This is a genomic window from Pseudoxanthomonas sp. GW835-FHT14C01 (genome assembly GCF_058793715.1).
On record NZ_JBXAGB010000002.1, the window covers coordinates 286835 to 308765 of the forward strand.

A 21931-nucleotide genomic window follows, 5' to 3' on the forward strand; every position below is an offset into this window, starting at 1 on the left:
GAGGAAAAGCCGAGCCGCTCGGAGGATCCTTGCCGGACCCGCGTATCCGTCAAGCCGGAATGAACGGGAACACGATCTTCAGCAGTCCCTTCAGGCCACCTTCGGCGGTGCTGGCCACGGCCTTGGCGCCGAGGCTGTTGAGCGCATTGCGCGCATCCTGCCAGCGCAGCTTGGAGACGTCCTTCTTCAACAGGTCGGCGACTTCCTCGGCGGTGGGAGTCAGCTTCTTCAGCGCCTCGGTGACCGCGGCCGGATCGGGCTGCAGGTAGCCCCAACGCTCGGCGATCGCCAGCAGCGTGTCGAAGCGCACCGCCACGACCTCGCGGTTGCGTTCGTAGACCGGCAGCGCGCCGACATCGAGGATGGCCTGCTCGAACTGCTGGTGGTCGTCCGGATGCTCGACACGGATGGCGAGGAAGCCCTCCTTGCGGCTGCGCTCGCTGACGTGCTTGGCGCCCGACTTGAGGTTCGCTTCCGTCAGCGCGCCGGCGACGATGCGCTGCAAGGCCGCGTCGCGTTCCTCCGGCACCAGCGCGCGCCAGCGTGCGTAGCCGTCGCGGCGCAGCGCCTTGACCTTCGCCGGCGTCACCCGCAGCTTGCCGGCGACATCGAAGTTGGATTCAGTGCGGCCGATCGCACCATCGCGTTCCAGCAGCACGAAGATCAGCAGCTCGAGGTCGCGCTTGGTGAGCGACTGGAAGCCCTGCAGCAAGGTGAGCCGCAGGAACTCGGTGCCGAAGCCGGCGGGGTCCTTGAGAGACAGGGGATTCATGACGCTCCTTTGCTGTCGGACCAGTATGCCCGGGCCGGATTGCAGGGGCTGAGACTAACCGATCCGGCCGTCACACCCCGTCAGGCACGCGGGTCGCGCAACATGCCGCGCGTGACCGGATCGCGTAGGGTAGACGCCGTCCCAGGACGAGAAACACCATGAGCCGCGCCATCCTCCTTTCTTTCCTGCTGTTCGCACTGGCGATGCCTGCCGCCTCCGGCAGGGAGGCGCAGGTGCCGCCCGTCGAGCCGGACTATGTGGCGCCCGCCGCGTCGTTGACGCCGTCGCGCGTCCAGAATCTCCAGCGCCGGTTGCTGGACTGGCCCGGCCTGGCGCGCTACCGCGAGGAGAACGCGGCGTTGCCGGCGCAGCAAGCCGGGCGCGTCGTGTTCTACGGGGATTCGATCACCGATGGCTGGGGCCGTGTCGCGGGCACGACGTTCTTTCCGGGCAAGCCGTACGTCAATCGTGGCATCTCGGGCCAGACGACTGCGCAGATGCTGGTGCGGTTCCGCCAGGACGTGATCGCGTTGAAGCCGGACGTCGTGGTGATCCTGGCGGGCACCAACGACATCGCCGGCAATACCGGCCCGGCGACGCAGGCGATGATCGAGGACAACCTGCGTTCGATGGTGCAGCTGGCGCAGGCCAACGGCATCCGTGTGGTGCTCGCCTCGGTGCTGCCGGCCAGCGCGTATCCCTGGCGACCCGGCTATCGGCCGGCGGCGCCGATCCGCGCGCTGAACCAGTGGATCGAAGCGGAGGCGAAGCGGGCCGGTGCGGTGTACCTCGACTACTACCGCGCGATGGGCAACGCCGACGGCGGGCTGGATGCGCGACTGGCGGCGGACGGCGTGCACCCCACGCCCGCAGGCTATGCCGTGATGGCCCCGCTGGCCGAGCGCGCGATAGAGCAGGCGCTCGGCAACCGGTAGGCGAGCGTCAGCGGCCGGTTTCTCGTCCCGGCGTTTCCACCCGGAAGGCTTCGATCGCGCCACGGTCCTGCAGCGTGACGTAGACCGTGCGGCCGTCGGGACCGCCGAACGCGACGTTGGTGGGCTTCTGTCCCTTGAGCTTCACTTCGCGCAGCAGCCTGCCTTCGGGCGACACCACCGCGACCACGCCGGCGCCGTAGCGGGCGATGTAGAGGTTGCCCGTCGCATCGGTGCGCATGCCGTCCATGCCGTGGTCGTCGAAGGCGATCAGCCGTCGCTTGTTGCCGACGCCGCCATCGCCGTGGATGTCGTACACCCAGACATTGCGCTGCACACTCTCGTTGACGTACAGGCGCCTGCCGTCGGGGCTGACTTCCACGCCGTTGGTCGTGCCCATGCCGGCTTCGAGCAGGTGCGGCGTGCCCGTGCGATCGATGCGCCACAGCTGGCCAGTGCCGTCGGCCCATTTCGGGTCGCTCGCGTAGAGCGTGCCATCCGGTGAGAGCGCGATGTCGTTGGGCTGGTTCGCCTGCGGCATGCGTGCGAACACCTCGGCCTCCCGCGAGCCGGCAGCGATCCGCAGCACGTGGTGGCCGCTGTAGTCGGCGATGTACATGGCGCCATCGGCGCCGAAGCGGATGCCGTTGCCGGTGCTGCCTTCCGGCAGCGTGGCGAACAGCGAGGCGCGTGCGCGACCATCGGTGTCGAACGTGACCCGGCCGATGGTGCCGTCGCGCCCGAAGCTGACGGCATAGAGCGCGCCATCCGGCCCGAACGCCGGCCCCTCGATACCGGCGCTGAAGACACCGTCGCCGATGACGTCGTGCGCGACGTACAGCGCTTCCGCGTCGGTGCGCGCGGTCGTGTCCGCATGCGCGCACCCGGCCAGCATCATGACGGACAGTGCGGCGGCGATGCGCTTGGAGCCCGGTGGCGTCATCCGTTTCCCCTAGGTGGCGTGCAGGTGGTCGGTGCGTGTCAGCCGGGCGTGGCGAACACGGTGATCTCTTCGCGGTCGTGATAGAGCTGGCGCGCGCGGACCTCGAGCGGCCGGCCGGCCTGGTCCGCGAACAGATCGAGGCACAGTCTGGTTTCGTCCCAGCGCTTCTTCATCGGCAGCTTGAGGTTGAACACCGCATGCCGGCACCAGCCCTCGCGGAACCACTGCGCCATCCGCTCGGCGACGCGCCGCGGCTGTTCGACCATGTCGCAGACCATCCAGTCGAGCGGCTGCGAGGGTTTCCAGTGGAAGCCGTCGGCACGCAGATGCTCGACCAGCCCGGTCGCCAGCACATGTTCGCGCAGCGGACCGTTGTCGACGCTGGTCACCCGCAGGTGATGGCGCGTCAACACCCACGTCCAGCCGCCCGGTGCGGCACCGAGATCGGCGGCGGTCATGCCCGGTTCCAGCAGCGCCTCGCGCTGGCGATCATCGAGCAGCGACAGGAACGCTTCCTCCAGCTTCAACGCCGAACGCGACGGAGCATCGGGCAGCAGCTTCAGGCGCGGGATGCCGAGCGGCCACGGTGCGCTGTCGCGCGCATCAGCGACGCACAGGAACAGGTGGTCGCCCTGCACGAACACCACGTGCAGACGCGGCAGGCGCGCGTCGTCCTTCTCCGTGAGAAAGCCCGCCTTGCGCAGCGCAGGACGCAGCGCATTGCCGAAACTGCGCGCCAGCCCGGCCAGCGGCTTGGCGCTGTCGGAATCCGGATGCTCGACCCACAGGTCGCCATAGCGTCCGCTGCCTGCCAGCGCGGCGAGCAGCGGCGTGATGCGATCCTTGGGATCGACGCCGCGCAACTCGGCCAGCAGCCGCAGCTTCTGCCGCGCGAAGATCAGGCCGCGCCATGGCAGTGCGCGATCCAGCGCTTCGGGCTGATCGCAGACGAACACGACATGGCCGTCGTTGCGCTGCGCGCGCGCGTAGCCGGCGAACCCCGCCCGCGCGGCGCGCTCGGTCAGTTCTGCAGCGAGTTCGGGTTCGAATCCCTGGCGGCAATAGGCCAGCAGGCCGGTCGTCGATGACATGGCGCGGTCGCGTGAAGCGGATGGCTGCGGCTCCTGCCGCTGGCACAGGGTACAGGAGAAGCCCGGGACGATGGCTTCTCCCGCAGGCGCTCAGTACCTGTCGCCGCCCTGCTCGCCGTAGCGCTTCAGCACCGCACGCGCGTCGTCGCGGCGCAGGTCGCGCACGACCGCGATGCCGCGCTTGCCCAGTTCGCCGATCCAGTCCGCCGGCAGCGGGCCTTCGTCGAACTCCGTCAGTTCCATCACGTCTTCCGCGCGCGCGCCGATCAGCAGGCGGTCGATGCCGGCCCAGATGGTGGCGCCGTAGCACTGGCAGCAGGGCTGCGACGAGGTGGCCAGCACCACCGGCGCCAGCACATCGTTGAGGCGCGGCGTCTGCAGGCGCTGCTGCGCCAGCATGTAGGCCATGGTCTCCGCGTGCGCCAGCGAACAGGTGTGCGGCATCACCCGGTTCACGCCGAGGGCGATGACGCGGTGGTCGGGGCCGAACACCACGGCGCCGAACGGGCCGCCGCTGTTCGCGTCCACGTTGCGGCGCGACAGGTCGATCGCCAGGGCGACCTTGTCTTCATCGCTCGCATACGTCGCGGCGGGATCGACCAGGTCGTGGGTCCAGGCGGGCAGGGTCAGGTGGATCTGTTGGTAGAGCATTACCGGGCAGGCAGTTTCGAGGAAGAGGCATCGGATTCGCAGCGGCCGCTGACGCACTGGCAGGCGGTGACGTCGGCGAAGCCGCAGACGCCCATCCGCCCGCTGGCGGCGCACTGCGCCTGCACACCCTGCGGATCGGTCGGGCTGTTCTTGTTGACGCAGGCCGGCATCGCGCCGCAGCAGTTGCCGACGTTCTTCACTGCGCAATCGGCATGGGTCGTGCAGGCGTAATCGACGGTGACCGCACCGGCTTCACGCGGCGGCAGATTGCCGCCGGTCGGCTTGGGGGCCGGCGTCGATGCGGGCGGGGGATCGGCAGCCACCCCATCGGAGGAAGCAGGCGCCGCACAGCCCGCCATCGCGACCGCGAACAGGCAGGACAGCAGGGCAGGCAGCAGGCGCAGCATGATGCGGGACATGGCGGACTCCTTCCTCGGTGGTGATGTGCCAGCCTGCCGGCCACCGCCTCAAGGGGCGGTGAAAGTCGGTCGCGTCAGGCCTTGGTCGCCCACGTGTCGCGCAGCGTCACGCTGCGGTTGAACACGGGGCGCTCGGGCGTATGGTCGTAGCGGTCCGCGACGAAATAGCCGGTACGCTCGAACTGGAACGACTGCTCCGGTGCGGCACTGGCCGCCGCCGGCTCGACGTAGCCGGTCACGGTACGGCGCGATTCCGGGTTCATGTAATCGCGGTAGGTCTTGCCTTCCGATTCGTCGTCCGGGTTCGGTACGGTGAACAGACGGTCGTACAGGCGGATTTCCGCCGCGACGGCGTGCTTCGCGCTGACCCAGTGGATGGTGCCCTTGATCTTGCGCTCGGCGCCGGCCATGCCGGGGCGCGATTCGGGATCCAGCCAGCCGCGCAGTTCGACGATCTCGCCGGCGTCGTTCTTGATCACTTCATCGCAGCGCACGATACCGGCGCCGCGCAGGCGCACTTCGCCGCCGGTGGTCAGACGCTTGAAGCCCTTCGGTGGCACTTCCTCGAAATCCTCGCGTTCGATCCACAGCTCGCGCGAGAACGGCACGCTGCGCTGGCCGAACGACTCGTCCTTCGGGTGGTTGGAGAACGTCAGCGATTCCTCATGGCCTTCGGGCAGGTTGGCGAGCACCAGCTTCACCGGGTCGATCACACCCATGCGCCGCGGCGCCGCAGCATCCAGGTCCTCGCGCAGCGCACCTTCCAGGATCGAGATGTCCAGCAGCGAGTTCTGCTTGCTGATGCCCACCCGGTCCACCATCAGGCGCAACGCCGCGGGCGTGTAGCCGCGGCGGCGAATGCCCTGCAGGGTCGGCATGCGCGGGTCGTCCCAGCCGTCGACGAGGTGGTCGTTGACCATCGCCAGCAGCTTGCGCTTGCTCATCACCAGGTAATTGAAGTTCAGGCGCGAGAATTCGATCTGGCGCGGCTTGCTGGCTTCCTTCGGCAGTCCCCTGGCGAGCAGCGGCGCCAGCAGCTCCGGCGAGTTCGCCAGATCCACCTTGTCCACGCACCAGTCGTACAGCGGGCGGTGGTCTTCGAATTCCAGTGTGCACAGCGAGTGGGTGATGCCTTCCACCGCGTCGCTCAGCGAGTGCGCGTAGTCGTACATCGGGTAGATCGGCCAGTCGTTGCCGGTGTTCTGGTGTTCGACATGCTTAATGCGGTACAGCGCAGGGTCGCGCAGGTTGATGTTGCCGCTGGCCATGTCGATCTTCGCGCGGAGGGTGCGCGCGCCGTCGGCGAACTCGCCCGCGCGCATGCGGCGGAACAGGTCCAGGTTCTCTTCGACGCTGCGGTCGCGGTACGGCGAGTTGCGGCCCGGTTCGGTCAGCGTGCCGCGGTACTCGCGCACTTCCTCCGCGCTCAGGTCGCAGACGAAGGCATCGCCTTGGCGGATCAGCTTCTCGCCGGCCAGGTACAGCACCTCGAAATAATCCGAGGCGTGGCGCAGGTCGTGCCAGTCGAAGCCCAGCCAGCGCACGTCGTCCTGGATGGCGCGGACGTACTCCGGGTCTTCCTTGGCCGGATTGGTGTCGTCCAGGCGCAGGTTGCAGACGCCGCCGAACTCGCCGGCGATGCCGAAGTCCAGGCAGATCGCCTTGGCGTGGCCGATGTGCAGGTAGCCGTTGGGCTCGGGCGGGAAGCGCGTCTTCACCGAGGCGTGGCGGCCGCTGGCCAGGTCCTCGCGCACGATCTGGCGGATGAAGTCCCGCTTTTCGGGCGCGGCATCGTCAGAAGGGGGAAGAGCGGGGGCGGCAGCGTCGGACATCGGGGCGTGAAGGCGTGGAAAAACGCCAGTTTAGCCGGTCTGGCACCCGGGCTGGTCTATCCTGAACGGCCTTGGCGCAATCCGTTCCCCGCATGAGCCTCCCGACCCTCGTCATCGGCAACAAGAACTACTCGTCCTGGTCGCTGCGGCCCTGGCTGTTGCTCCGACATTTCGGCGTGGCTTTCGACGAGATCCGCCTGCCGCTGGGCAGCCCACGGTTTTCCGAGGACGTCACGCGCCACTCGCCGACCGGCAAGGTGCCCGCGCTGCACGACGGCGAGGTGCACGTATGGGATTCGCTGGCCATCTGCGAATACGCCAACGAGCGCTGGCTCGACGGTCGCGGCTGGCCGCTGGCCCGCGCGACCCGCGCGCTGGCCCGCGCCGCAGCGGCGGAGATGCATTCGGGCTTCCTCGCGCTGCGCACGCAGCTGCCGATGAACAGCCGGCGCACGCCGGACGCCTACCGATGGGACGAATCCGCGCAGCGCGACATCGATCGCGTGCAGGACCTGTGGCGCCAGGTGCGCGGTGCGCATGGCCAAGGCGGCGCCTTCCTGTTCGGCGAATTCGGCATCGTCGATGCGATGTACGCACCGGTGGCGATCCGCTTCGAGGGGTATGGCGTGGCCGTCGACGACGAAGCGCGTGCGTACATGCAGGCGCTGTTCGCACTGCCGGCGATGCGCGAATGGCGGCAGGCCGCGGCGGCGGAAACTGAATCGGTCGCGGCCACCGAGGCGTTGCGCATGCCGTATCCGGATCGACCGGTGTAGGCTGGCCTCGGAGGACGCATCCATGCGCGTGGTCTACCTGGCCGACAACCTGTTCGACGCCCATCTGGTCAAGCACGCGCTGGAGGAAGCGGCGATCCCGGCCTTCGTGTTCGGCGAATCGCTGCTGGGCGGCATGGGCGAACTGCCGCTGTTCGGCGTACTGCGGGTCTGCGTGCCGGACACCGCGTTCCCCGAGGCGGAGCAGGTGGTGCAGGCGCTGGGGCTGGAATCGCGCGGCGATGGCCCCATCTTGGAAGGCGACGACGAAGGCCTGGGCATCCTGCCCGCCTGATCCGTCGCTCCATCATTACGAGGTTCGCCATGCTGGGTATCGGAGTCTACAAGCAGCGCATGCCGCGCGCGGAAGACATGCTGCCGGGTCGCAGTGCGCCGCTGCCGCTGCACAACGTGCATTTCGTCAACGGACATCCGCTGCGCGACGCGTTCGACGGGCTGCAGCAGGTCGAGTTCGGCCTGGGTTGCTTCTGGGGTGCGGAACGCAAGTTCTGGAACGTGCCGGGCGTGTACAGCACGTCCGTCGGCTATGCCGGCGGCGGCACGCCGAATGCGACCTACGAGGAAGTCTGTTCCGGCCAGACCGGCCACAACGAGGTCGTGCGCGTGGTCTACGACCCGGCGCAGGTGTCGTTCGAGCGCCTGCTGCAGGTGTTCTGGGAAAGCCACGATCCGACCCAGGGGATGCGGCAGGGCAACGATGTCGGTACCCAGTACCGCTCCGGCATCCACTGCCATACGCCGGAGCAGCAGGCCGCTGCGGACGCCAGCCTGCAGACGTACCAGCAGCAGTTGCGCGCGGCCGGTTATGGCGACATCACCACCGAGATCGTGTATCCGGCACCGCCGTTCTACTACGCCGAGGATTACCACCAGCAGTATCTGGCGAAGAATCCGAACGGTTACTGCGGCCTGGGCGGCACCGGTGTGAGCTGCCCGATCGGCCTGGACGTCTGATCCTCACCACGCGCCGCAGCGGCGCGTGGTGCCGTTGCCGCATCAGTTCGCCAGCTTCTCGCGGATGGTCGTGCGCAGCGCGGCCAGATCCTTGGCGAACGCATCGATGCCGGCCGCCAGCTTTTCCTTGGCCATCGGATCGGCTTCGATCGCGGCGGCGAAACTCCCGGCCGTCACCGGCGCGGCGGTCACGGGTTCGGCGGCGCCGGGCGACAGCTTGCGGGGCAGGTCGCCGGTTTCCTGTTCCAGCTTCTCCAGCAGATCGGGCGAGATGGTCAGGCGGTCGCAGCCGGCCAGCGCCTCGATCTGCGCGGTGGAGCGGAACGACGCACCCATCACCACCGTGGGCGAGCCGCGGCGCTTGAACTCGGCGTAGACGCCGCGCACGAACACCACACCCGGGTCTTCGTAGATGGTCGCCGGCGCCTGGCCGTTGGCCACGTACCAGTCGAGGATGCGGCCCACGAACGGCGAGATCAGGAACGCGCCGGCTTCGGCGCAGGCGATCGCCTGCGTGGGGTTGAAGATCAGCGTGAGGTTGCAGTCGATGCCCTCGGCCTGCAGCTGGCGCGCGGCTTCCACGCCTTCCCAGGTGGACGCGACCTTGATCAGGATGCGGTCGCGGCCGATGCCTTGGTCCGCATACATCTGCACGAACTTGCGCGCCTTCGCGACGGTGGCGGCGGTGTCGTAGGCCTGGTCGGCATCGACTTCGGTGGACACGCGACCCGGGATCAGGCCCGCGAGCTTCGCGCCGACGCCGACCGTCAGGCGATCCACGACCTCATCGACCAGCGATGCGCCGCCGCCCTGCGCACGTGCCCAGGCGAGCTGTTCTTCGATCAGGTCGGCGTACACCGGCAGGTCGAGCGCCTTCTTCACCAGCGTGGGATTGGTGGTGCAGTCCACGGGCTTGAGGCGCTTGATGGCGTCGTAGTCGCCGGTGTCGGCGACGACGACGGAGAGTTCGCGGAGTTGCTGGAGTTTGCTGGGGGCGGCGGCATTCATGCGGTGGCTCGACGGGTGCGCAGTACGGGGAGGGGAAGTATGCCCTGTCCCTGGGTGCGAGGGTTCATGGCAGTGGGCAGAAATTGGCTTTGTTTTGGCATGGTGCCGCTGTCGCGGAGAGAGGCCACGGTCGTGCCCTCTCCCTGCGGGAGAGGGGGGATGAAGGGGCGACGAAGCCGGTTTTTCAGGCTACCTCTGCCGTCACCACAACCACGAAGGTCTTTGGTTGGATGGCCTTCCGGGATGGATCTTCTTTTTCATGTATGCCTCCGCGGCGAGCGGCGCCATTTGCAACCACTCATAGAAATCGCCGCGAGCCGCTTGCGTTCGAACGCCGGCAACGTCCGCCGTACGTCAACTGTCCGGCGCGAGGCGGAACGACACCCTGACGATCCGCCTCGCATGTCGATGCAAGAAGAAATCAGCGATGCAGATCGCCACTCGCTTCCGGCTGGTAGTCAATCGCGGCGACCCGTAGCCGCAAGGGCCGGTTGCCTGCGGCGTGCCAGTCGATCGTCTGGCCCACGGAGAGCCCGAGCAGGGCGCTGCCGACCGGCGCGAGTACGGAGACCAGGCCGGTCTCGACGTTCGCTTCGTGGGGGTAGACCAGGGTCAGGCGATGGTGCTCGCCGGTGAGCTCGTCCTCGCATTCCACGCGCGAGTGCATCGTCACCACGTTGTCCGGCATGTCGTCCGGTGCGCGCACGTCGGCGCGGTTCAGTTCGTCCATCAGCGCCAGTGCGGCGGGATGCCGGCGCAGCACGGGTGTGTCGAGCAGGGCCTCCAGGCGGGACAGGTCGCGGCTGGAGACGACGAGCGGGGGCAGGGAAGGCGGGAGGCCGCTGGTGCGGGTGTTGTTCATCGTGTTCTCTCTGGTTTTGGGGTCGCGCAAAAGGAAACGGGCGACGCGTTGCCGCGCCGCCCATCGGATTCCTGTTTGCGCGCCTACCGTAGCCCGGAAGCGCGATGGCTTCAAGCCGCGTGCGTGGCCGCGCGGTCCGTCGTGGCCGGTGCGCGGGATACGGGCGCATCCGGCTCGAAGAGGCCTTGCGGCAGGTCGCGGAATACCTGCGCGAGTTGCTGCAGGAAGTCGCTCATCGCCGAGCTCTTGCGCCATACCATCGCGATCTGCCGGCTCGGGTGCGAGTCGCTGAAGCCGAGCAGGTGGATGTTCTCCGAGCGCGCCACCGGGGGCTTCACCGCCAGCGTCGGCAGCAGGGTGATGCCGACGTCGGCGGCCACCATCTGCCGCAGCGTCTCCAGGCTGGTGGCGCGGAACTCCGATTTTTCGTTGGCGCCCGACAGGCGGCACACATCCAGCGCCTGCTCGCGCAGGCAGTGGCCGTCTTCGAGCAGCAGCAACTGCTGCTGCGACAGCTCGGCCAGGCTCAGCGAATCGCGCTGCGCCAGGGGGTGCGATTCGGGCACGGCCAGCACGAACGGTTCTTCAAACAGGAATTCGGTATGGAGTTGGTCGTCGGCGATCGGCAGTGCCAGCAGACCGGCATCCAGCTTGCCTTCGCGCAGGCGCGACAGCAGCACGTCGCTCTTTTCTTCGACCAGCAGCAGTTCCAGGTGCGGGAAGCGTGCGCGGATACGCGGCACCACATGCGGGAGCAGGTAGGGGCCGAGCGTGGGGAACATGCCCAGCCGTACCGTGCCGGCCTCGGGATCCTGGCTGCGGCGCGCGGCTTCCTTCATCTGCTCGACTTCCGCGACGATGCGGCGTGCACGGTCGGCGGCATCGCGTCCGGCGGGCGTGAGCATGACCTTGCGAGGGGCGCGTTCGACCAGCGGTACGCCGAGTTCGTCTTCCAGCTTCTTGATCTGGGTCGACAGCGTGGGCTGGCTGACGTAGCACGCCGCGGCGGCGCGGCCGAAATGCTTGTGGTCGGCCAAGGCCACCAGGTACTTCAGATCGCGCAGGTTCATCGGACTCCTCCCTCAGGGAACCGCCGTGCGTGCGACGAGGCGCGGACCATGGGCCCGCGCCCGTGCATCATGCCGCGACCGCGTCCGGGGTTTCCACCGGCGCCGACGTGCGGATCAGGTGGTCGAACGCGCTCAGCGCCGCCTTGGAGCCTTCGCCCATCGCGATGACGATCTGCTTGTACGGCACCGTGGTGGCGTCGCCGGCGGCGAACACGCCCGGCACGCTGGTCTGGCCACGGTCGTCGACGATGATCTCGCCGCGCGGGCTCAGATCGACGACGCCCTTCAGCCACTCGGTGTTCGGCAGCAGGCCGATCTGCACGAAGATGCCTTCCAGCTCCACGCGGTGCGTATCGCCGCCAGCACGGTCCTTGTAGACCAGGCCGTTGACCTTGGCGCCATCGCCCAGCACTTCGGTGGTCTGCGCACTGGTGACGACGCGCACGTTCGGCAGGCTGCGCAGCTTGCGCTGCAACACGTCGTCGGCGCGCAACTGGCTGTCGAACTCGATCAGGGTGACGTGCGCCACGATGCCGGCCAGGTCGATCGCCGCCTCGACACCGGAGTTGCCGCCGCCAATTACTGCCACGCGCTTGCCCTTGAACAGCGGGCCGTCGCAATGCGGGCAATAGGCCACGCCCTTGTTGCGGTACTCGTTCTCGCCGGGCACGTTCATCTGCCGCCAGCGCGCGCCGGTGGACAGGATCACCGTCTTCGATTTCAGCGAGGCGCCGTTGGCGAGCTTCACCTCGACCAGGCCGTCCTTGCCGGCCGGCACCAAGGCTTCCGCGCGCTGCAGGTTCATCACGTCGACCTGGTAGTCCTTGACGTGCTGTTCCAGCGCCGCCGCCAGCTTGGGACCTTCCGTGTAGGGCACGGAGATGAAGTTCTCGATCGCCATCGTGTCCAGCACCTGGCCGCCGAAACGCTCGGCCGCCACACCGGTGCGGATGCCCTTGCGCGCGGCATAGATCGCCGCCGATGCACCGGCCGGGCCGCCACCGACGACGAGTACGTCGTACGGTGCCTTGGCCTTGATCTTCTCGGCCTCGCGCTTGCCGGCATTGGTGTCGAGCTTGGCGACGATTTCCTCCACGCCCATGCGGCCCGCGCCGAAGACCTCGCCGTTGAGGAAGATCGTCGGCACCGACATCACCTGGCGCTGCTCGACCTCGTCTTGGAACAGCGCGCCGTCGATGGCGACGTGCTGGATGTTCGGGTTCAGCACCGCCATCAGGTTCAGCGCCTGCACGACGTCCGGGCAGTTCTGGCACGACAGCGAGAAATAGGTTTCGAAGCGGTACTCGCCGTCCAGCGTGCGGATCTGTTCGATCACGTCCTGCGCCAGCTTCGACGGATGGCCACCGACCTGCAGCAGCGCCAGCACCAGCGAGGTGAACTCGTGGCCCATCGGCAGGCCGGCGAAGGTCAGGTGGATGTTGTGGCCGGGCGACGTCAGCGCGAACGACGGTGTGCGCTCGCCACCGCGCTGTTCGGTGACGGTGATCTTGTCGGAGACGTCCTGCAGGTCCTTCAGCAACGCCTGCAGTTCGGCCGAACCGGCGCTGTCGTCCAGGTGGGCGGTAATGTGGATCGGGCGCAGGGCCTTTTCCAGGTAGGCCTTGAGCTGCGTCTTCAGATTGGCGTCCAGCATGGCGAACGTCTCCGTGGAGGGAATCGGGGGAGGAGAAAGGTCAGGCGTTTGCAGGAGCGGCATGCGCCGGGGGAGAGAGGCCGGTCAGGGAGGAGGGAACCGGCGAGCGGCGCATGCCGCTGCTGCAAACGTCCGTGGAGTGACCGACCTCCGGGCCATGGCCCGGAGGTGGTGAGATGCGCTGAAGCTGACGCGTTCCAGCGAGGAACGCGCCGGTAGTGCGGGAACGCTTAGATCTTGCCGACCAGGTCCAGCGACGGGGCGATCGTCTGCGCGCCTTCCTTCCACTTGGCCGGGCAGACTTGGCCGGGGTTGGCGGCGGTGAACTGCGCGGCCTTCAGCTTGCGCAGGGTCTCCGACACGTCACGGGCGATCTCGTTGCTGTGGATCTCGGCGGTCTTGATGACGCCTTCCGGGTTGATGACGAAGGTGCCGCGCAGGGCCAGGCCTTCTTCCTCGATGTGCACGCCGAAGGCGCGGGTCAGCTGGTGGGTCGGGTCGCCGACCAGCGGGAACTGGGCCTTGCCCACCGCCGGGGAGGTTTCGTGCCACACCTTGTGCGAGAAATGCGTGTCGGTGGTGACGATGTAGACCTCGGCACCCGCCTTCTGGAACTCGGCGTAGTTGGCGGCGGCGTCTTCCACTTCGGTGGGGCAATTGAAGGTGAAGGCGGCCGGCATGAAGATCAGGACCGACCACTTGCCCTTCAGGGTGCCGTCGGTGACTTCGACGAATTCGCCGTTGTGGAAGGCGGTGGTCTTGAACGGCTGGACCGCGGTGTTGATCAGGGACATGGAAGATCCTCGTGAGTGGGTGGGTGTGGTGAAGCGATGGCGCCATGGTAGGCAGGGGCTATTGATATCTCAAATCGATTGATGGAATTGGATAGATAGTTTTTCTCTATCGAAGAGGCGTGCAGTACCGCCATACATGACAGTGCGTCCGCTTTACATGGCGATGAAACCTATATTTTCCAATGATTTGCAGATGTTCCGGCGCAGCCGCCCGCGATCCCGCCACTCCGATGGACATACGCAGGGAGCGTGATTAGTGGAGCAGTGCCCGCGTTGGGCTGGTGCCGTCGACGGCAGCGCCGTCCATACGCCATAGGGCACCATGATGGTGCATCGCGGCGATGCGGCACCCGCGCCGACGGGGCCCGCTACCATGCGCGGCGATGTCCACCGACCTGCCCACCGCCCGGCTCGACCTGGCCCTCCGTGCGGCCACCGCCCGACTTCCGGGGCCGGAAGCGCGCCACGAGGCCGAACACCTGCTCCTGCATGTGCTGGGGCGTGAGCGCGCGTGGCTGTTCGCGCATGGCGACGACCCGTTGCCGGCGGCGCAGGCAGCAGCGTTGGACGTGCTACTGGCGCGACGCGTCGCAGGCGAACCGCTGGCCTATCTGCTCGGATGGCGCGGGTTCTGGACGCTGGACCTGCAGGTGTCGCCGGCCACGCTGATTCCGCGACCGGAGACCGAGCGGCTGGTGGAGCTGGCGCTCGAACGCTTGCCGGAAGGCCGGCCACTGCGCATCGCCGACCTCGGCACCGGCAGCGGGGCCATCGCGCTCGCGCTGGCAAGCGAGCGGCCGCTGGCGCAGGTGGTCGCGACCGACCTCAGCGAAGAGGCGCTGCACATCGCGCGGGCGAACGCCGGGACGAACCGCATCGCCAATGTCGCGTTCCGCCATGGCAGCTGGCTGGCGCCCGTGGCCGGCGAACGTTTCGACCTGATCGCCAGCAATCCGCCCTACATCGCCGATGGCGATCCGCATCTGATCCAGGGCGACCTGCGTTTCGAGCCACCGACGGCGCTGTCCTCCGGCGCCGATGGCCTGGACGCCATCCGCGAGATCGTCGCCCTCGCGCCGTCGCACCTGCGGGGCGGCGGGTGGCTGTTGCTGGAGCACGGCCGGGACCAGGGTGAAGCGATCCGCGCGCTGCTGGTCGCAGCGGGCTTCGCCGATGTCGCGACGGAGACCGATCTCGAACAGCGCGACCGCGTCACCCTCGGACGCATAACGGAAGGGCAAGACCGCAGCCGCTAGACTGTCGCTTTCATCCAGGACATGCCGCCCATGCGCACGCTGTACCCCGAGATCGAGCCTTTCGACACCGGCACGCTGAAGGTCGACGACCGCCACACGCTGTACTACGAACAGTGCGGCAACCCGGACGGCAAGCCGGTGGTGCTGCTCCACGGCGGGCCGGGCGCCGGCTGCAGCCCAAAGATGCGCCGCTTCCACGATCCGGCGAAGTACCGCATCGTGCTGTTCGATCAGCGCGGTTCCGGCCGTTCGACGCCGCACGCGGACCTGGTGGACAACACCACGTGGGACCTCGTGGCCGACATCGAGAAGCTGCGCGAGAAACTCGGCATCGATCGGTGGCAGGTGTTCGGCGGCAGCTGGGGCTCGACGCTGGCGCTCGCCTATGCCGAAACGCATCCGCAACGCGTCACCGAACTGGTGCTGCGCGGCATCTTCATGCTGCGCCGCTGGGAGCTGGAGTGGTTCTACCAGGAAGGCGCCAGCCGTCTGTTCCCGGATGCGTGGGAGCACTACATCACCGCCATTCCGCCGGTCGAACGCCACGACCTGATCTCGGCCTTCCATCGCCGCCTGACCTCCGACGACAAGGCCACCCGCCTCGCCGCCGCGAAGGCGTGGAGCGTGTGGGAAGGGGCGACCAGCTTCCTGCACGTGGACGCCGACTTCGTCAGCGGGCACGAGGAGCCGGAGTTCGCGCTGGCGTTCGCGCGCATCGAGAACCACTACTTCGTCAACGGCGGCTTCTTCGAGGTCGAGGACCAGCTGCTGCGCGATGCTCCGCGCATCGCCGACATCCCGGGCGTGATCGTGCACGGCCGCTACGACGTGGTCTGTCCGATCGCCAATGCGTGGGAGCTGCACAAGGCCTGGCCGAAGGCGAGGCTGGACATCACGCCGGCCTCGGGCCACTCCGCGTTCGAGGCCGAGAACGTGGACGCGCTGGTACGCGCGACCGACGCGTTCGCCTGACGACACTTCGCCAGACCGTTCCCGGAAGCGCACGATGGACGCATACCGCAAAGAAGCTGCCGCGTTCGACCAGCGCGTGCTCGATCTCTACGACGACTACGTGCACGGTCGCGTCGACCGGCGCGGCTTCCTGGCCGGCGCGGCGCAGTTCGCCGTGGGCGGCGCCACGGCGGCGGCGTTGCTGGCCGCGCTGACGCCGCAGTATGCGTTCGCCGCCCAGGTCGCCGCGGACGATCCGCGCGTCACCACGGTCTACCGCACGTTTCCGGCGCCGCAGGGGCATGGGGAAGGGCGCGGGTTGCTGGCGATGCCGCGCGCGGAGGGCCGCCATCCCGTCGTGCTGGTGGTGCACGAGAACCGCGGGCTCAACCCGTACATCGAAGACGTCGCGCGCCGGCTGGCGGTCGCGGGGTTCATCGCCTTCGCGCCCGATGCGCTGTATCCGCTCGGCGGGTATCCCGGCAACGACGACGCCGGACGCGAGATGCAGGCCAGCCTCGATCGCATCAGCGTCCTCGCGGATCTCGAAGCCGCCGCACGCTTTGCCCATGCGTTGCCGCGCAGTACCGGCAAGCTGGGCGTGGTCGGCTTCTGCTTCGGCGGGCTGGTGGCCAACCTGCTCGCGTCGCGGCTGCCCGAGCTGGTCGATGCGGGCGTGCCTTACTACGGCGGCCAGCCGTCGGCGGATGAGGCGGCGCGCATCAGGGCGCCGCTGCTGCTCCACTTTGCCGAGCTCGATACGCGCGTCAACGCCGGTTGGCCGGCGTACGAGCAGCAACTGAAAGCCGCCGGTGTCGCGTATGCCGCGCATGTGTATCCGGCCGTGAACCACGGTTTCCACAACGACACCACGCCGCGCTACGACCAGGCCGCCGCCGCGCTGTCCTGGCAGCGCACGCTGGCGTTCTTCCGGGAGCACCTGGCGAAAAGCTAGCGGCGCGTCACAGCACAGCGCGTCCGCCCGCAGCTCCGTGTCCGGTCGCTGCCGGGGCATGCGAACGAGTCGGTGGATTCCACGCGTAGGCGCGTGGTGGCGCTCAGACGACGGGACGTGCTTACGATGATGGGAACTGCGATGCGGGCGGGCGAAGGCGATGTCGGGCTGGAGGATGTCGACATCACTCGGTTGGGCATGGCCGCGATGCGCTTCATCAAGGCCATCGAGCAAGGCCAGCACGACATCCTCTGGGAGGCGGCATCGAAGGCTGTGAGGCATGCCATGCCGCGCGACGCCTTCATCGAATCGCTTACCCATCGTCACGGCGTGCTGGGGTGCGGTACGGGCCGGCGCTGGACGGCGATCAGGGTGGACAGGCCCGCCGCGCAGGCGTCGTGGTTGCCGGGGACGTACGCGCGGCTGGAATTCTCGGTGGCCTTCGGCGAAACGGACGCGCCGCACCGTGAAGTGGTGACGCTGCGGCACGAAGCGCCGGGCGTCTGGCGTCTGGCCGGCTACGGCGTCAAGGCTGCCTGACGGTGCCGTCGCGCGGCGTGCCATCGAGGGTGTGGTCGATCATCCACAGTCCCGCCCAGAGCTTGGCATCCAGCGCATAACCCTCGTCCATCTTCTGCACCAGCCATGCGGCGGCGCGCGGGCGGGGAACGGCATGCACGGTGATGTCCTCGTCGCCATCGCCGCCACCTTCGCCGACCTTGCGCAGGCCGGTGGCGCGGACGAAGGCGATCTGTTCGCTGCTGCTGCCGGACGAGGTGGGACCGATCATCAGCACCTCGGCGTGATCGGCGGTCCAGCCGGTCTCTTCCTCCAGCTCGCGGACCGCAGAGACCTCGATCGATTCGCCGGCATGGATGTCGCCCACCAGTCCGGCCGGCATCTCGATGGTGCGTGCCTGCAGCGGCACGCGGAACTGTTCGACGAACAGCACCTCGTCATCCGGCGTCACCGCGATGATGATCGCCGCCAGCCCCCCGGCGTGCGCGCGCTCCACGTATTCCCAGGTGCCGCGCACCATCATCCGCTGGTACTTGCCCTGCCAGACCACCTCGGCGGGCACGTTGCGCTTTTCGTCGTCGCGTTGGCTCATGCGGGCATGCTATCGGCTGCGGGTGACGTTTTACAGACGATCAGTACCCGGGTTCTTCCAGCCCTGCGGCGACACGCAGTCGCCGTCGCGTCATCGGGCCGAAGCGCAGGGCGTCCGACAGGCCGGTCAGCATGCCACCATCGGCCTGGCCACGGGCATGGCCGGAGGCGATGTCGCCCAGCGGGGCGTCCAGGACGATGGTCGTGAGTCGACGCCACAACAGCGCATGTTCGCGCTGTTCGCGCAGGCGGACCGCCATCGTGGCCGCGCCGCGCAGGCGCAGGAACGCGACCTCGTCCATGCGTCCGAGCAGGGTGTCCAGGTCGCCGAAGTGCGCCAGCAGTACGGCTGCGGACTTTGCACCGATGCCGCTGACCCCCGGGATGTTGTCCACCGCATCGCCGGTCAATGCCAGGTAGTCGGCGATCTGCCGTGCCTCCACCCCGTGGCGGGCCTTCACGCCGGCCGCGCTCCAGCGCTGTCCGCGCGCGAAGTCCCACTGCTCGTCGTGGTCCTGCAGCAACTGCGACAGATCCTTGTCGGCCGAAACGATCACGCCGCGGAACCCCTGCGGCCGCGCCGCATGCAGCGCGCTGCCGATCAGGTCGTCCGCTTCGTACTCGCCGTGCGCCAGCACACTCAGGCCCAGTGCGGCGCACAACGCCTTGCAATGCGTGAACTGCCGCCGCAGTGCTTCCGGCGCGGGATCGCGATTGGCCTTGTAGGCGGGGTAGATCCGGTTGCGGAAGCAGCTGTCCAGCGCCTCGTCGAAGGCGATGGCGATGTGCGCGGGCCGTTCCTTCTCCAGCAGTTCCAGCAGGAAGCGCGCGAACCCGTGCACCGCGTTGGTGGGCCAGCCGTCGGCATCCTGGAATTCGTCCGGCATCGAGTGCCAGGCGCGGAACACGTACAGGCTGGCATCGACCAGGTAGAGCGGGCGTGGCTGCAGCGGTTCAGGCATCTGGCGTCCAGTCGGTCAGCAGCGCGAGGGGGTCGGGACGCTCGCGTTCCGGCACCTCCAGTCGCGGCGTGCCGATATGGATGAAGCCGACGATCTTTTCGTCCGGTGTCAGGTGGAGCAGATGCGAGACATGCGTGTCGTACGCCATCCAGCCGGTCAGCCACTGCGCGCCGAAGCCGCAGGCCTGCGCCGCCTGCAGCAGGGCGAAGCAGACGCTCCCGGCGGTCAGCAGCTGTTCCTGCTCGGGCACTTTGTGTCCGGCCGTCAGGCGTGCGACCACGGTGATGATGTCGGGTGCGCTGGCGAAGCGGCCGCGATCCTTCTCCACCGCGGCGTCGGGCGCATCGGGATCGAGGGCGCGCGTGCGGGCGGCCAAGCGGTCGCCCAGCGCATGGCGCGCGTCACCGTGGATATGAACGAACCTGAAGGGCACCAGCTTGCCGTGGTCCGGCACGCGGACCGCCGAAGCGAGCATGCGTGCGAGCGTTGCCGCGTCCGGGCCGGGTTCGCCCAACTGCTTGGAGGGCACGGAACGTCGCGCGTCCAGCGCCTGCAACAGACTTTCAGTGAGCATCGAGTCGCCTTATAGTGGAATGCAGTGCACAGTATCCGTGCATGAGTTTAATCGCAGCGGATGCGTCATGGTCCGCGCCACGCGAAGCCCTGTGTTGCGGGTCGTCGCGGACAACCCGGCCGACCGAACGACGCAATGCCCGCCACGCCATCGCCTCCTCCCACCTCCGGCAACCAGCTCATCGAGCTGTTGCGCGAGGCGATGCAGTCGCCGCTGGAGGCTGCGTTCGCCGACGTGGTGGACGGTCTGCGGCAACCCATGCTGGACCGGCTGGAGCGGATGGAACTCGACCGCGGCCCCTATCTGGACGGTCTTCTGGCATTGAAGGATCGGCGCGAGGCGATCCTGCGCGGCTTCCGCGAGGACATGGCATCGGCCTGGCGGATCGCCGGCGATGGCGATGCCCCGGCCGTCCGCTTCGGCGAAGAGCCGACCGGCAGTGTCCTCGGCCTGGGACTGGTGGAAGAGGACGAACTCGACGTACGCCTGGCGACCGAGCAGTTGGCGGATGCGATCTCGCGCGAGTGGCAGTCCGAGCTGCTGCGCCTGAACGGATACCTGACGTGGCTGGACATGGGCGTGCGGCTCACGCCGGACAGCGCGCCCTATTCGCCCGCCCGCATCGCGATGGCGGTGTATCGCGGTTTCGCGGCGGCGTCGTTGCCGGGCAACGTGCGCGCCTTGGCGGTGCAGTGCTGCGCGCGCGAGTTCGTCGAGCTGCTCGGACCGATCTACGAGAACCTGCACGCGCGTCTGGTGCGCCGTCTGGGCCCGCAGGACAGTACGGGGACCAGGATGCGCCGCGCCCGCGCGATTCCCAGCCGTGGCGAGGAGGCCACCAGCGAACCCGACTGGATGACCCGTTTCTTCGTCGAGTGGGACCAGGAAGATCACGACACCTTTGCCGCCGCCGAAGCGACGAGCCTGCCGCCGGCGCTGCACCAGCTGCTGGAAGAGTCGCGGCACCAGCGGGCGCGGGAGCAGGGCCTCGCGCGTGCGGATGTCACGCGCACCTCGCTGTCGCAGCGCGAGCTGATCGTGGCGCTGACGCTGCTGCAGATCGCATCGCCCGAAGTTCATGCCGAGGTGCTGGCCAATCCGCGCCAGCTGCAGGCCGCGTTCAAGCAGCAGATCTTCCTGCATGCGGCGCAACTCGGCGTGGCGCCGGAGGCGGTGGCGATTTCGGAGGCTGACGAGAATGTCGTCGACCTGGTCGGCATGCTGTTCGAGGTGATCTTCCGCGAGAGCCTCCTGGGCGAGGAGCAGGTCCACGTGCTCGGGCGGTTGATGGCGCCGATGACGAAGGTCGCGCTGCAGGATCGCAAGCTGTTCCTGCAGGCGAGCCATTCGGCGCGGCGGCTGCTCAACCTGCTGGTGGAGGCGTGCGATGGCAATCCGGGCGAGAACGACGACCAGCGCCTGCTCCTGGAAAAGGTGAAGGACACGGTGCAGCGTCTGGTGGCGGACTTCGACGAAAGCCAGTCGGTGTTCCGCGCGGCGCGGACGGACTTCGGCGACTTCTATGCCCGATACCGGGCGGAAGCGGAGAAGGTGGAATTGGCGCTGGCGGTGGAACAGCAGGCCAGGGATGCCGAAGCCGACCTGCTGGCCGGCTTCGCCACTTCGCTGGAGGCGCGCCTGCACGACGCAGGGGTGCCCGCGCCGCTGCGCGACGTGCTGTCGGCGGATTGGCCTGCCTATGCCGTGCGCATGCAGGCGTTGAACAAGCCGCGGGCCGCGCCGATGATGCTGGACGGCCTGCTGCAGGCCGTCGACGACGCCCAGGTGCGCGGCGACGTGCGCGCATGGCATGCCGCACTGGATTGGCTGCAGCCCATGTGGATGGCGTCGGGGCAACCGCGTGCCACGGTCGCGACGTTGCGCCAGGCACTGTTCGCGGCGCTGGTCGCGCCGCAGGAAGTCGCCGAGGCCCATGCCGCGCCTGCGCCCGAGCCGGTCGCTGCGTCCACATCCGCTTCCGCTTCCACGGCCCCGGTGTTGCCCGGCCTGCTCGACACGCACGAGTGGGTCGAAGGGCTGGAGCATCTCGATCCGGTGATGATCGAGTATTTCCAGCAGCTGCGAGAGGGGAGCTGGCTGGACTTCGTCGACAAGGACAACCGCGTACAGGCCGGTCGCCTGAGCTGGATCAGTCCGGTGTCGCGCCGCCTGATGTACGTCAGCCGGACCGGCTCGCGCATCTGCGTGGCCTCGGTGCAGGAGCTGGTGGTGATGGCGCAGCTGGGCCGGGTGCGGATGCATCGCGACGAGGACGCGTTCTACAGCGCCATGCAGGGCGTCGTCGATCGCTTGGTGACGCCCGCACCGCCCTGAGATCGCGCTGGCG

23 protein-coding genes are annotated in these 21931 nt (G+C 68.2%); 9 read left to right on the forward strand and 14 right to left on the reverse strand.

The annotated features are described in order from the left end of the window. Positions 1–49 precede the first annotated feature (49 nt). Positions 50–772 (reverse strand): hypothetical protein, encoded by a 723-nt coding sequence (locus tag AC1Q5B_RS07910; RefSeq protein ID WP_492631178.1) that lies wholly within the window; start codon positions 770–772, stop codon positions 50–52. A gap of 158 nt (positions 773–930) precedes the next feature. Here AC1Q5B_RS07910 and AC1Q5B_RS07915 point away from each other — a divergent pair, with 158 nt between their 5' ends. Further along, the gene (locus AC1Q5B_RS07915) at positions 931–1707 is read left to right on the forward strand and encodes an SGNH/GDSL hydrolase family protein (protein ID WP_492631179.1); all 777 of its coding nucleotides are present in this window, start codon (positions 931–933) and stop codon (positions 1705–1707) included. A 7-nt stretch (positions 1708–1714) separates the two neighbouring features. Here the strand turns inward: AC1Q5B_RS07915 and AC1Q5B_RS07920 are convergent, their stop codons facing one another. From AC1Q5B_RS07920 to AC1Q5B_RS07940, 5 genes are all read right to left on the reverse strand, one after another. Then, complete coding sequence (locus tag AC1Q5B_RS07920; RefSeq protein WP_492632062.1) at positions 1715–2602, reverse strand: SMP-30/gluconolactonase/LRE family protein; 888 nt, start codon at positions 2600–2602, stop codon at positions 1715–1717. 83 nt (positions 2603–2685) lie between these two features. Next, the gene (gene rlmM, locus AC1Q5B_RS07925) at positions 2686–3738 is read right to left on the reverse strand and encodes a 23S rRNA (cytidine(2498)-2'-O)-methyltransferase RlmM (protein WP_492631180.1); all 1053 of its coding nucleotides are present in this window, start codon (positions 3736–3738) and stop codon (positions 2686–2688) included. Positions 3739–3828: 90 nt separating this feature from the next. Then, positions 3829–4389 (reverse strand): nucleoside deaminase, encoded by a 561-nt coding sequence (locus AC1Q5B_RS07930; RefSeq protein WP_492631181.1) that lies wholly within the window; start codon positions 4387–4389, stop codon positions 3829–3831. Next, positions 4389–4808: a hypothetical protein gene (locus AC1Q5B_RS07935; protein WP_492631182.1), complete on the reverse strand. Its 420-nt coding sequence runs from the start codon at positions 4806–4808 to the stop codon at positions 4389–4391. Before AC1Q5B_RS07935 ends, AC1Q5B_RS07930 begins: the two co-directional genes overlap by 1 nt. 74 nt (positions 4809–4882) lie before the next feature. Then, complete coding sequence (locus AC1Q5B_RS07940) at positions 4883–6640, reverse strand: glutamine--tRNA ligase/YqeY domain fusion protein (protein WP_492631183.1); 1758 nt, start codon at positions 6638–6640, stop codon at positions 4883–4885. Positions 6641–6732: 92 nt separating this feature from the next. On the opposite strand from AC1Q5B_RS07940, the gene AC1Q5B_RS07945 reads away from it, so the two are divergent. Genes AC1Q5B_RS07945 through msrA form a run of 3 tightly spaced genes read left to right on the forward strand, consistent with a single transcriptional unit; the run spans position 6733 to position 8388 of the window. After that, entirely contained in the window at positions 6733–7416 is a 684-nt protein-coding gene (locus AC1Q5B_RS07945) for a glutathione S-transferase family protein (protein WP_492631184.1), read from the forward strand. A gap of 22 nt (positions 7417–7438) precedes the next feature. Further along, the gene (locus tag AC1Q5B_RS07950; protein ID WP_492631185.1) at positions 7439–7708 is read left to right on the forward strand and encodes a putative signal transducing protein; all 270 of its coding nucleotides are present in this window, start codon (positions 7439–7441) and stop codon (positions 7706–7708) included. A gap of 29 nt (positions 7709–7737) precedes the next feature. After that, a complete protein-coding gene (gene msrA, locus AC1Q5B_RS07955; protein WP_492631186.1) occupies positions 7738–8388 on the forward strand; it encodes a peptide-methionine (S)-S-oxide reductase MsrA in 651 nt (216 codons plus the stop codon). Between the two features lie 42 nt (positions 8389–8430). On the opposite strand, the gene AC1Q5B_RS07960 is transcribed toward msrA, so the two are convergent. The 5 genes from AC1Q5B_RS07960 to ahpC all read right to left on the reverse strand — a co-directional run bounded on the left by AC1Q5B_RS07960 (position 8431) and on the right by ahpC (position 13776). Then, the gene (locus tag AC1Q5B_RS07960; protein WP_492631187.1) at positions 8431–9396 is read right to left on the reverse strand and encodes a transaldolase; all 966 of its coding nucleotides are present in this window, start codon (positions 9394–9396) and stop codon (positions 8431–8433) included. 421 nt (positions 9397–9817) lie between these two features. Further along, entirely contained in the window at positions 9818–10258 is a 441-nt protein-coding gene (gene rnk / locus AC1Q5B_RS07965; protein WP_492631188.1) for a nucleoside diphosphate kinase regulator, read from the reverse strand. A 110-nt stretch (positions 10259–10368) separates the two neighbouring features. Then, complete coding sequence (gene oxyR, locus AC1Q5B_RS07970; RefSeq protein WP_492631189.1) at positions 10369–11328, reverse strand: DNA-binding transcriptional regulator OxyR; 960 nt, start codon at positions 11326–11328, stop codon at positions 10369–10371. A 67-nt stretch (positions 11329–11395) separates the two neighbouring features. Then, positions 11396–12982: an alkyl hydroperoxide reductase subunit F gene (ahpF, locus tag AC1Q5B_RS07975; RefSeq protein WP_492631190.1), complete on the reverse strand. Its 1587-nt coding sequence runs from the start codon at positions 12980–12982 to the stop codon at positions 11396–11398. A gap of 230 nt (positions 12983–13212) precedes the next feature. After that, complete coding sequence (ahpC, locus tag AC1Q5B_RS07980; protein ID WP_142125842.1) at positions 13213–13776, reverse strand: alkyl hydroperoxide reductase subunit C; 564 nt, start codon at positions 13774–13776, stop codon at positions 13213–13215. A 383-nt stretch (positions 13777–14159) separates the two neighbouring features. On the opposite strand from ahpC, the gene prmC reads away from it, so the two are divergent. From prmC to AC1Q5B_RS08000, 4 genes are all read left to right on the forward strand, one after another. Then, complete coding sequence (gene prmC / locus AC1Q5B_RS07985; RefSeq protein WP_492631191.1) at positions 14160–15032, forward strand: peptide chain release factor N(5)-glutamine methyltransferase; 873 nt, start codon at positions 14160–14162, stop codon at positions 15030–15032. Positions 15033–15062: 30 nt separating this feature from the next. Continuing rightward, entirely contained in the window at positions 15063–16004 is a 942-nt protein-coding gene (gene pip, locus AC1Q5B_RS07990) for a prolyl aminopeptidase (protein WP_492631192.1), read from the forward strand. Between the two features lie 34 nt (positions 16005–16038). After that, positions 16039–16938, forward strand: a complete 900-nt coding sequence (locus tag AC1Q5B_RS07995; protein ID WP_492631193.1) for a dienelactone hydrolase family protein — start codon at positions 16039–16041, stop codon at positions 16936–16938. 141 nt (positions 16939–17079) lie between these two features. Beyond that, complete coding sequence (locus tag AC1Q5B_RS08000) at positions 17080–17478, forward strand: DUF4019 domain-containing protein (protein WP_492631194.1); 399 nt, start codon at positions 17080–17082, stop codon at positions 17476–17478. Here AC1Q5B_RS08000 and AC1Q5B_RS08005 read toward each other — a convergent pair. From AC1Q5B_RS08005 to AC1Q5B_RS08015, 3 genes are read right to left on the reverse strand one after another with little or no spacing between them, the layout of a single operon-like run. Then, positions 17465–18049: an NUDIX hydrolase gene (locus tag AC1Q5B_RS08005; protein ID WP_492631195.1), complete on the reverse strand. Its 585-nt coding sequence runs from the start codon at positions 18047–18049 to the stop codon at positions 17465–17467. The genes AC1Q5B_RS08000 and AC1Q5B_RS08005 overlap by 14 nt on opposite strands. A gap of 40 nt (positions 18050–18089) precedes the next feature. Then, complete coding sequence (locus tag AC1Q5B_RS08010) at positions 18090–19010, reverse strand: 5'-3' exonuclease (RefSeq protein ID WP_492631196.1); 921 nt, start codon at positions 19008–19010, stop codon at positions 18090–18092. After that, complete coding sequence (locus AC1Q5B_RS08015; RefSeq protein WP_492631197.1) at positions 19003–19584, reverse strand: nitroreductase family protein; 582 nt, start codon at positions 19582–19584, stop codon at positions 19003–19005. Before AC1Q5B_RS08015 ends, AC1Q5B_RS08010 begins: the two co-directional genes overlap by 8 nt. 135 nt (positions 19585–19719) lie before the next feature. On the opposite strand from AC1Q5B_RS08015, the gene AC1Q5B_RS08020 reads away from it, so the two are divergent. Beyond that, on the forward strand, positions 19720–21918 hold the full coding sequence (locus AC1Q5B_RS08020; RefSeq protein WP_492631198.1) for a DUF1631 family protein: 2199 nt from the start codon (positions 19720–19722) through the stop codon (positions 21916–21918). The last annotated feature ends 13 nt before the right edge of the window (positions 21919–21931 follow it).

What these genes read in the sequence shown, in the direction of transcription:
- AC1Q5B_RS07910 (WP_492631178.1), bottom strand. Translation starts at nt 772, where the DNA reads ATGAATCCCCTGTCTCTCAAGGACCCCGCCGGCTTCGGCACCGAGTTC.
- AC1Q5B_RS07915 (WP_492631179.1), top strand. Translation starts at nt 931, where the DNA reads ATGAGCCGCGCCATCCTCCTTTCTTTCCTGCTGTTCGCACTGGCGATG.
- AC1Q5B_RS07920 (WP_492632062.1), bottom strand. Translation starts at nt 2,602, where the DNA reads ATGATGCTGGCCGGGTGCGCGCATGCGGACACGACCGCGCGCACCGAC.
- rlmM (WP_492631180.1), bottom strand. Translation starts at nt 3,738, where the DNA reads ATGTCATCGACGACCGGCCTGCTGGCCTATTGCCGCCAGGGATTCGAA.
- AC1Q5B_RS07930 (WP_492631181.1), bottom strand. Translation starts at nt 4,389, where the DNA reads ATGCTCTACCAACAGATCCACCTGACCCTGCCCGCCTGGACCCACGAC.
- AC1Q5B_RS07935 (WP_492631182.1), bottom strand. Translation starts at nt 4,808, where the DNA reads ATGTCCCGCATCATGCTGCGCCTGCTGCCTGCCCTGCTGTCCTGCCTG.
- AC1Q5B_RS07940 (WP_492631183.1), bottom strand. Translation starts at nt 6,640, where the DNA reads ATGTCCGACGCTGCCGCCCCCGCTCTTCCCCCTTCTGACGATGCCGCG.
- AC1Q5B_RS07945 (WP_492631184.1), top strand. Translation starts at nt 6,733, where the DNA reads ATGAGCCTCCCGACCCTCGTCATCGGCAACAAGAACTACTCGTCCTGG.
- AC1Q5B_RS07950 (WP_492631185.1), top strand. Translation starts at nt 7,439, where the DNA reads ATGCGCGTGGTCTACCTGGCCGACAACCTGTTCGACGCCCATCTGGTC.
- msrA (WP_492631186.1), top strand. Translation starts at nt 7,738, where the DNA reads ATGCTGGGTATCGGAGTCTACAAGCAGCGCATGCCGCGCGCGGAAGAC.
- AC1Q5B_RS07960 (WP_492631187.1), bottom strand. Translation starts at nt 9,396, where the DNA reads ATGAATGCCGCCGCCCCCAGCAAACTCCAGCAACTCCGCGAACTCTCC.
- rnk (WP_492631188.1), bottom strand. Translation starts at nt 10,258, where the DNA reads ATGAACAACACCCGCACCAGCGGCCTCCCGCCTTCCCTGCCCCCGCTC.
- oxyR (WP_492631189.1), bottom strand. Translation starts at nt 11,328, where the DNA reads ATGAACCTGCGCGATCTGAAGTACCTGGTGGCCTTGGCCGACCACAAG.
- ahpF (WP_492631190.1), bottom strand. Translation starts at nt 12,982, where the DNA reads ATGCTGGACGCCAATCTGAAGACGCAGCTCAAGGCCTACCTGGAAAAG.
- ahpC (WP_142125842.1), bottom strand. Translation starts at nt 13,776, where the DNA reads ATGTCCCTGATCAACACCGCGGTCCAGCCGTTCAAGACCACCGCCTTC.
- prmC (WP_492631191.1), top strand. Translation starts at nt 14,160, where the DNA reads ATGTCCACCGACCTGCCCACCGCCCGGCTCGACCTGGCCCTCCGTGCG.
- pip (WP_492631192.1), top strand. Translation starts at nt 15,063, where the DNA reads ATGCGCACGCTGTACCCCGAGATCGAGCCTTTCGACACCGGCACGCTG.
- AC1Q5B_RS07995 (WP_492631193.1), top strand. Translation starts at nt 16,039, where the DNA reads ATGGACGCATACCGCAAAGAAGCTGCCGCGTTCGACCAGCGCGTGCTC.
- AC1Q5B_RS08000 (WP_492631194.1), top strand. Translation starts at nt 17,080, where the DNA reads ATGCGGGCGGGCGAAGGCGATGTCGGGCTGGAGGATGTCGACATCACT.
- AC1Q5B_RS08005 (WP_492631195.1), bottom strand. Translation starts at nt 18,049, where the DNA reads ATGAGCCAACGCGACGACGAAAAGCGCAACGTGCCCGCCGAGGTGGTC.
- AC1Q5B_RS08010 (WP_492631196.1), bottom strand. Translation starts at nt 19,010, where the DNA reads ATGCCTGAACCGCTGCAGCCACGCCCGCTCTACCTGGTCGATGCCAGC.
- AC1Q5B_RS08015 (WP_492631197.1), bottom strand. Translation starts at nt 19,584, where the DNA reads ATGCTCACTGAAAGTCTGTTGCAGGCGCTGGACGCGCGACGTTCCGTG.
- AC1Q5B_RS08020 (WP_492631198.1), top strand. Translation starts at nt 19,720, where the DNA reads ATGCCCGCCACGCCATCGCCTCCTCCCACCTCCGGCAACCAGCTCATC.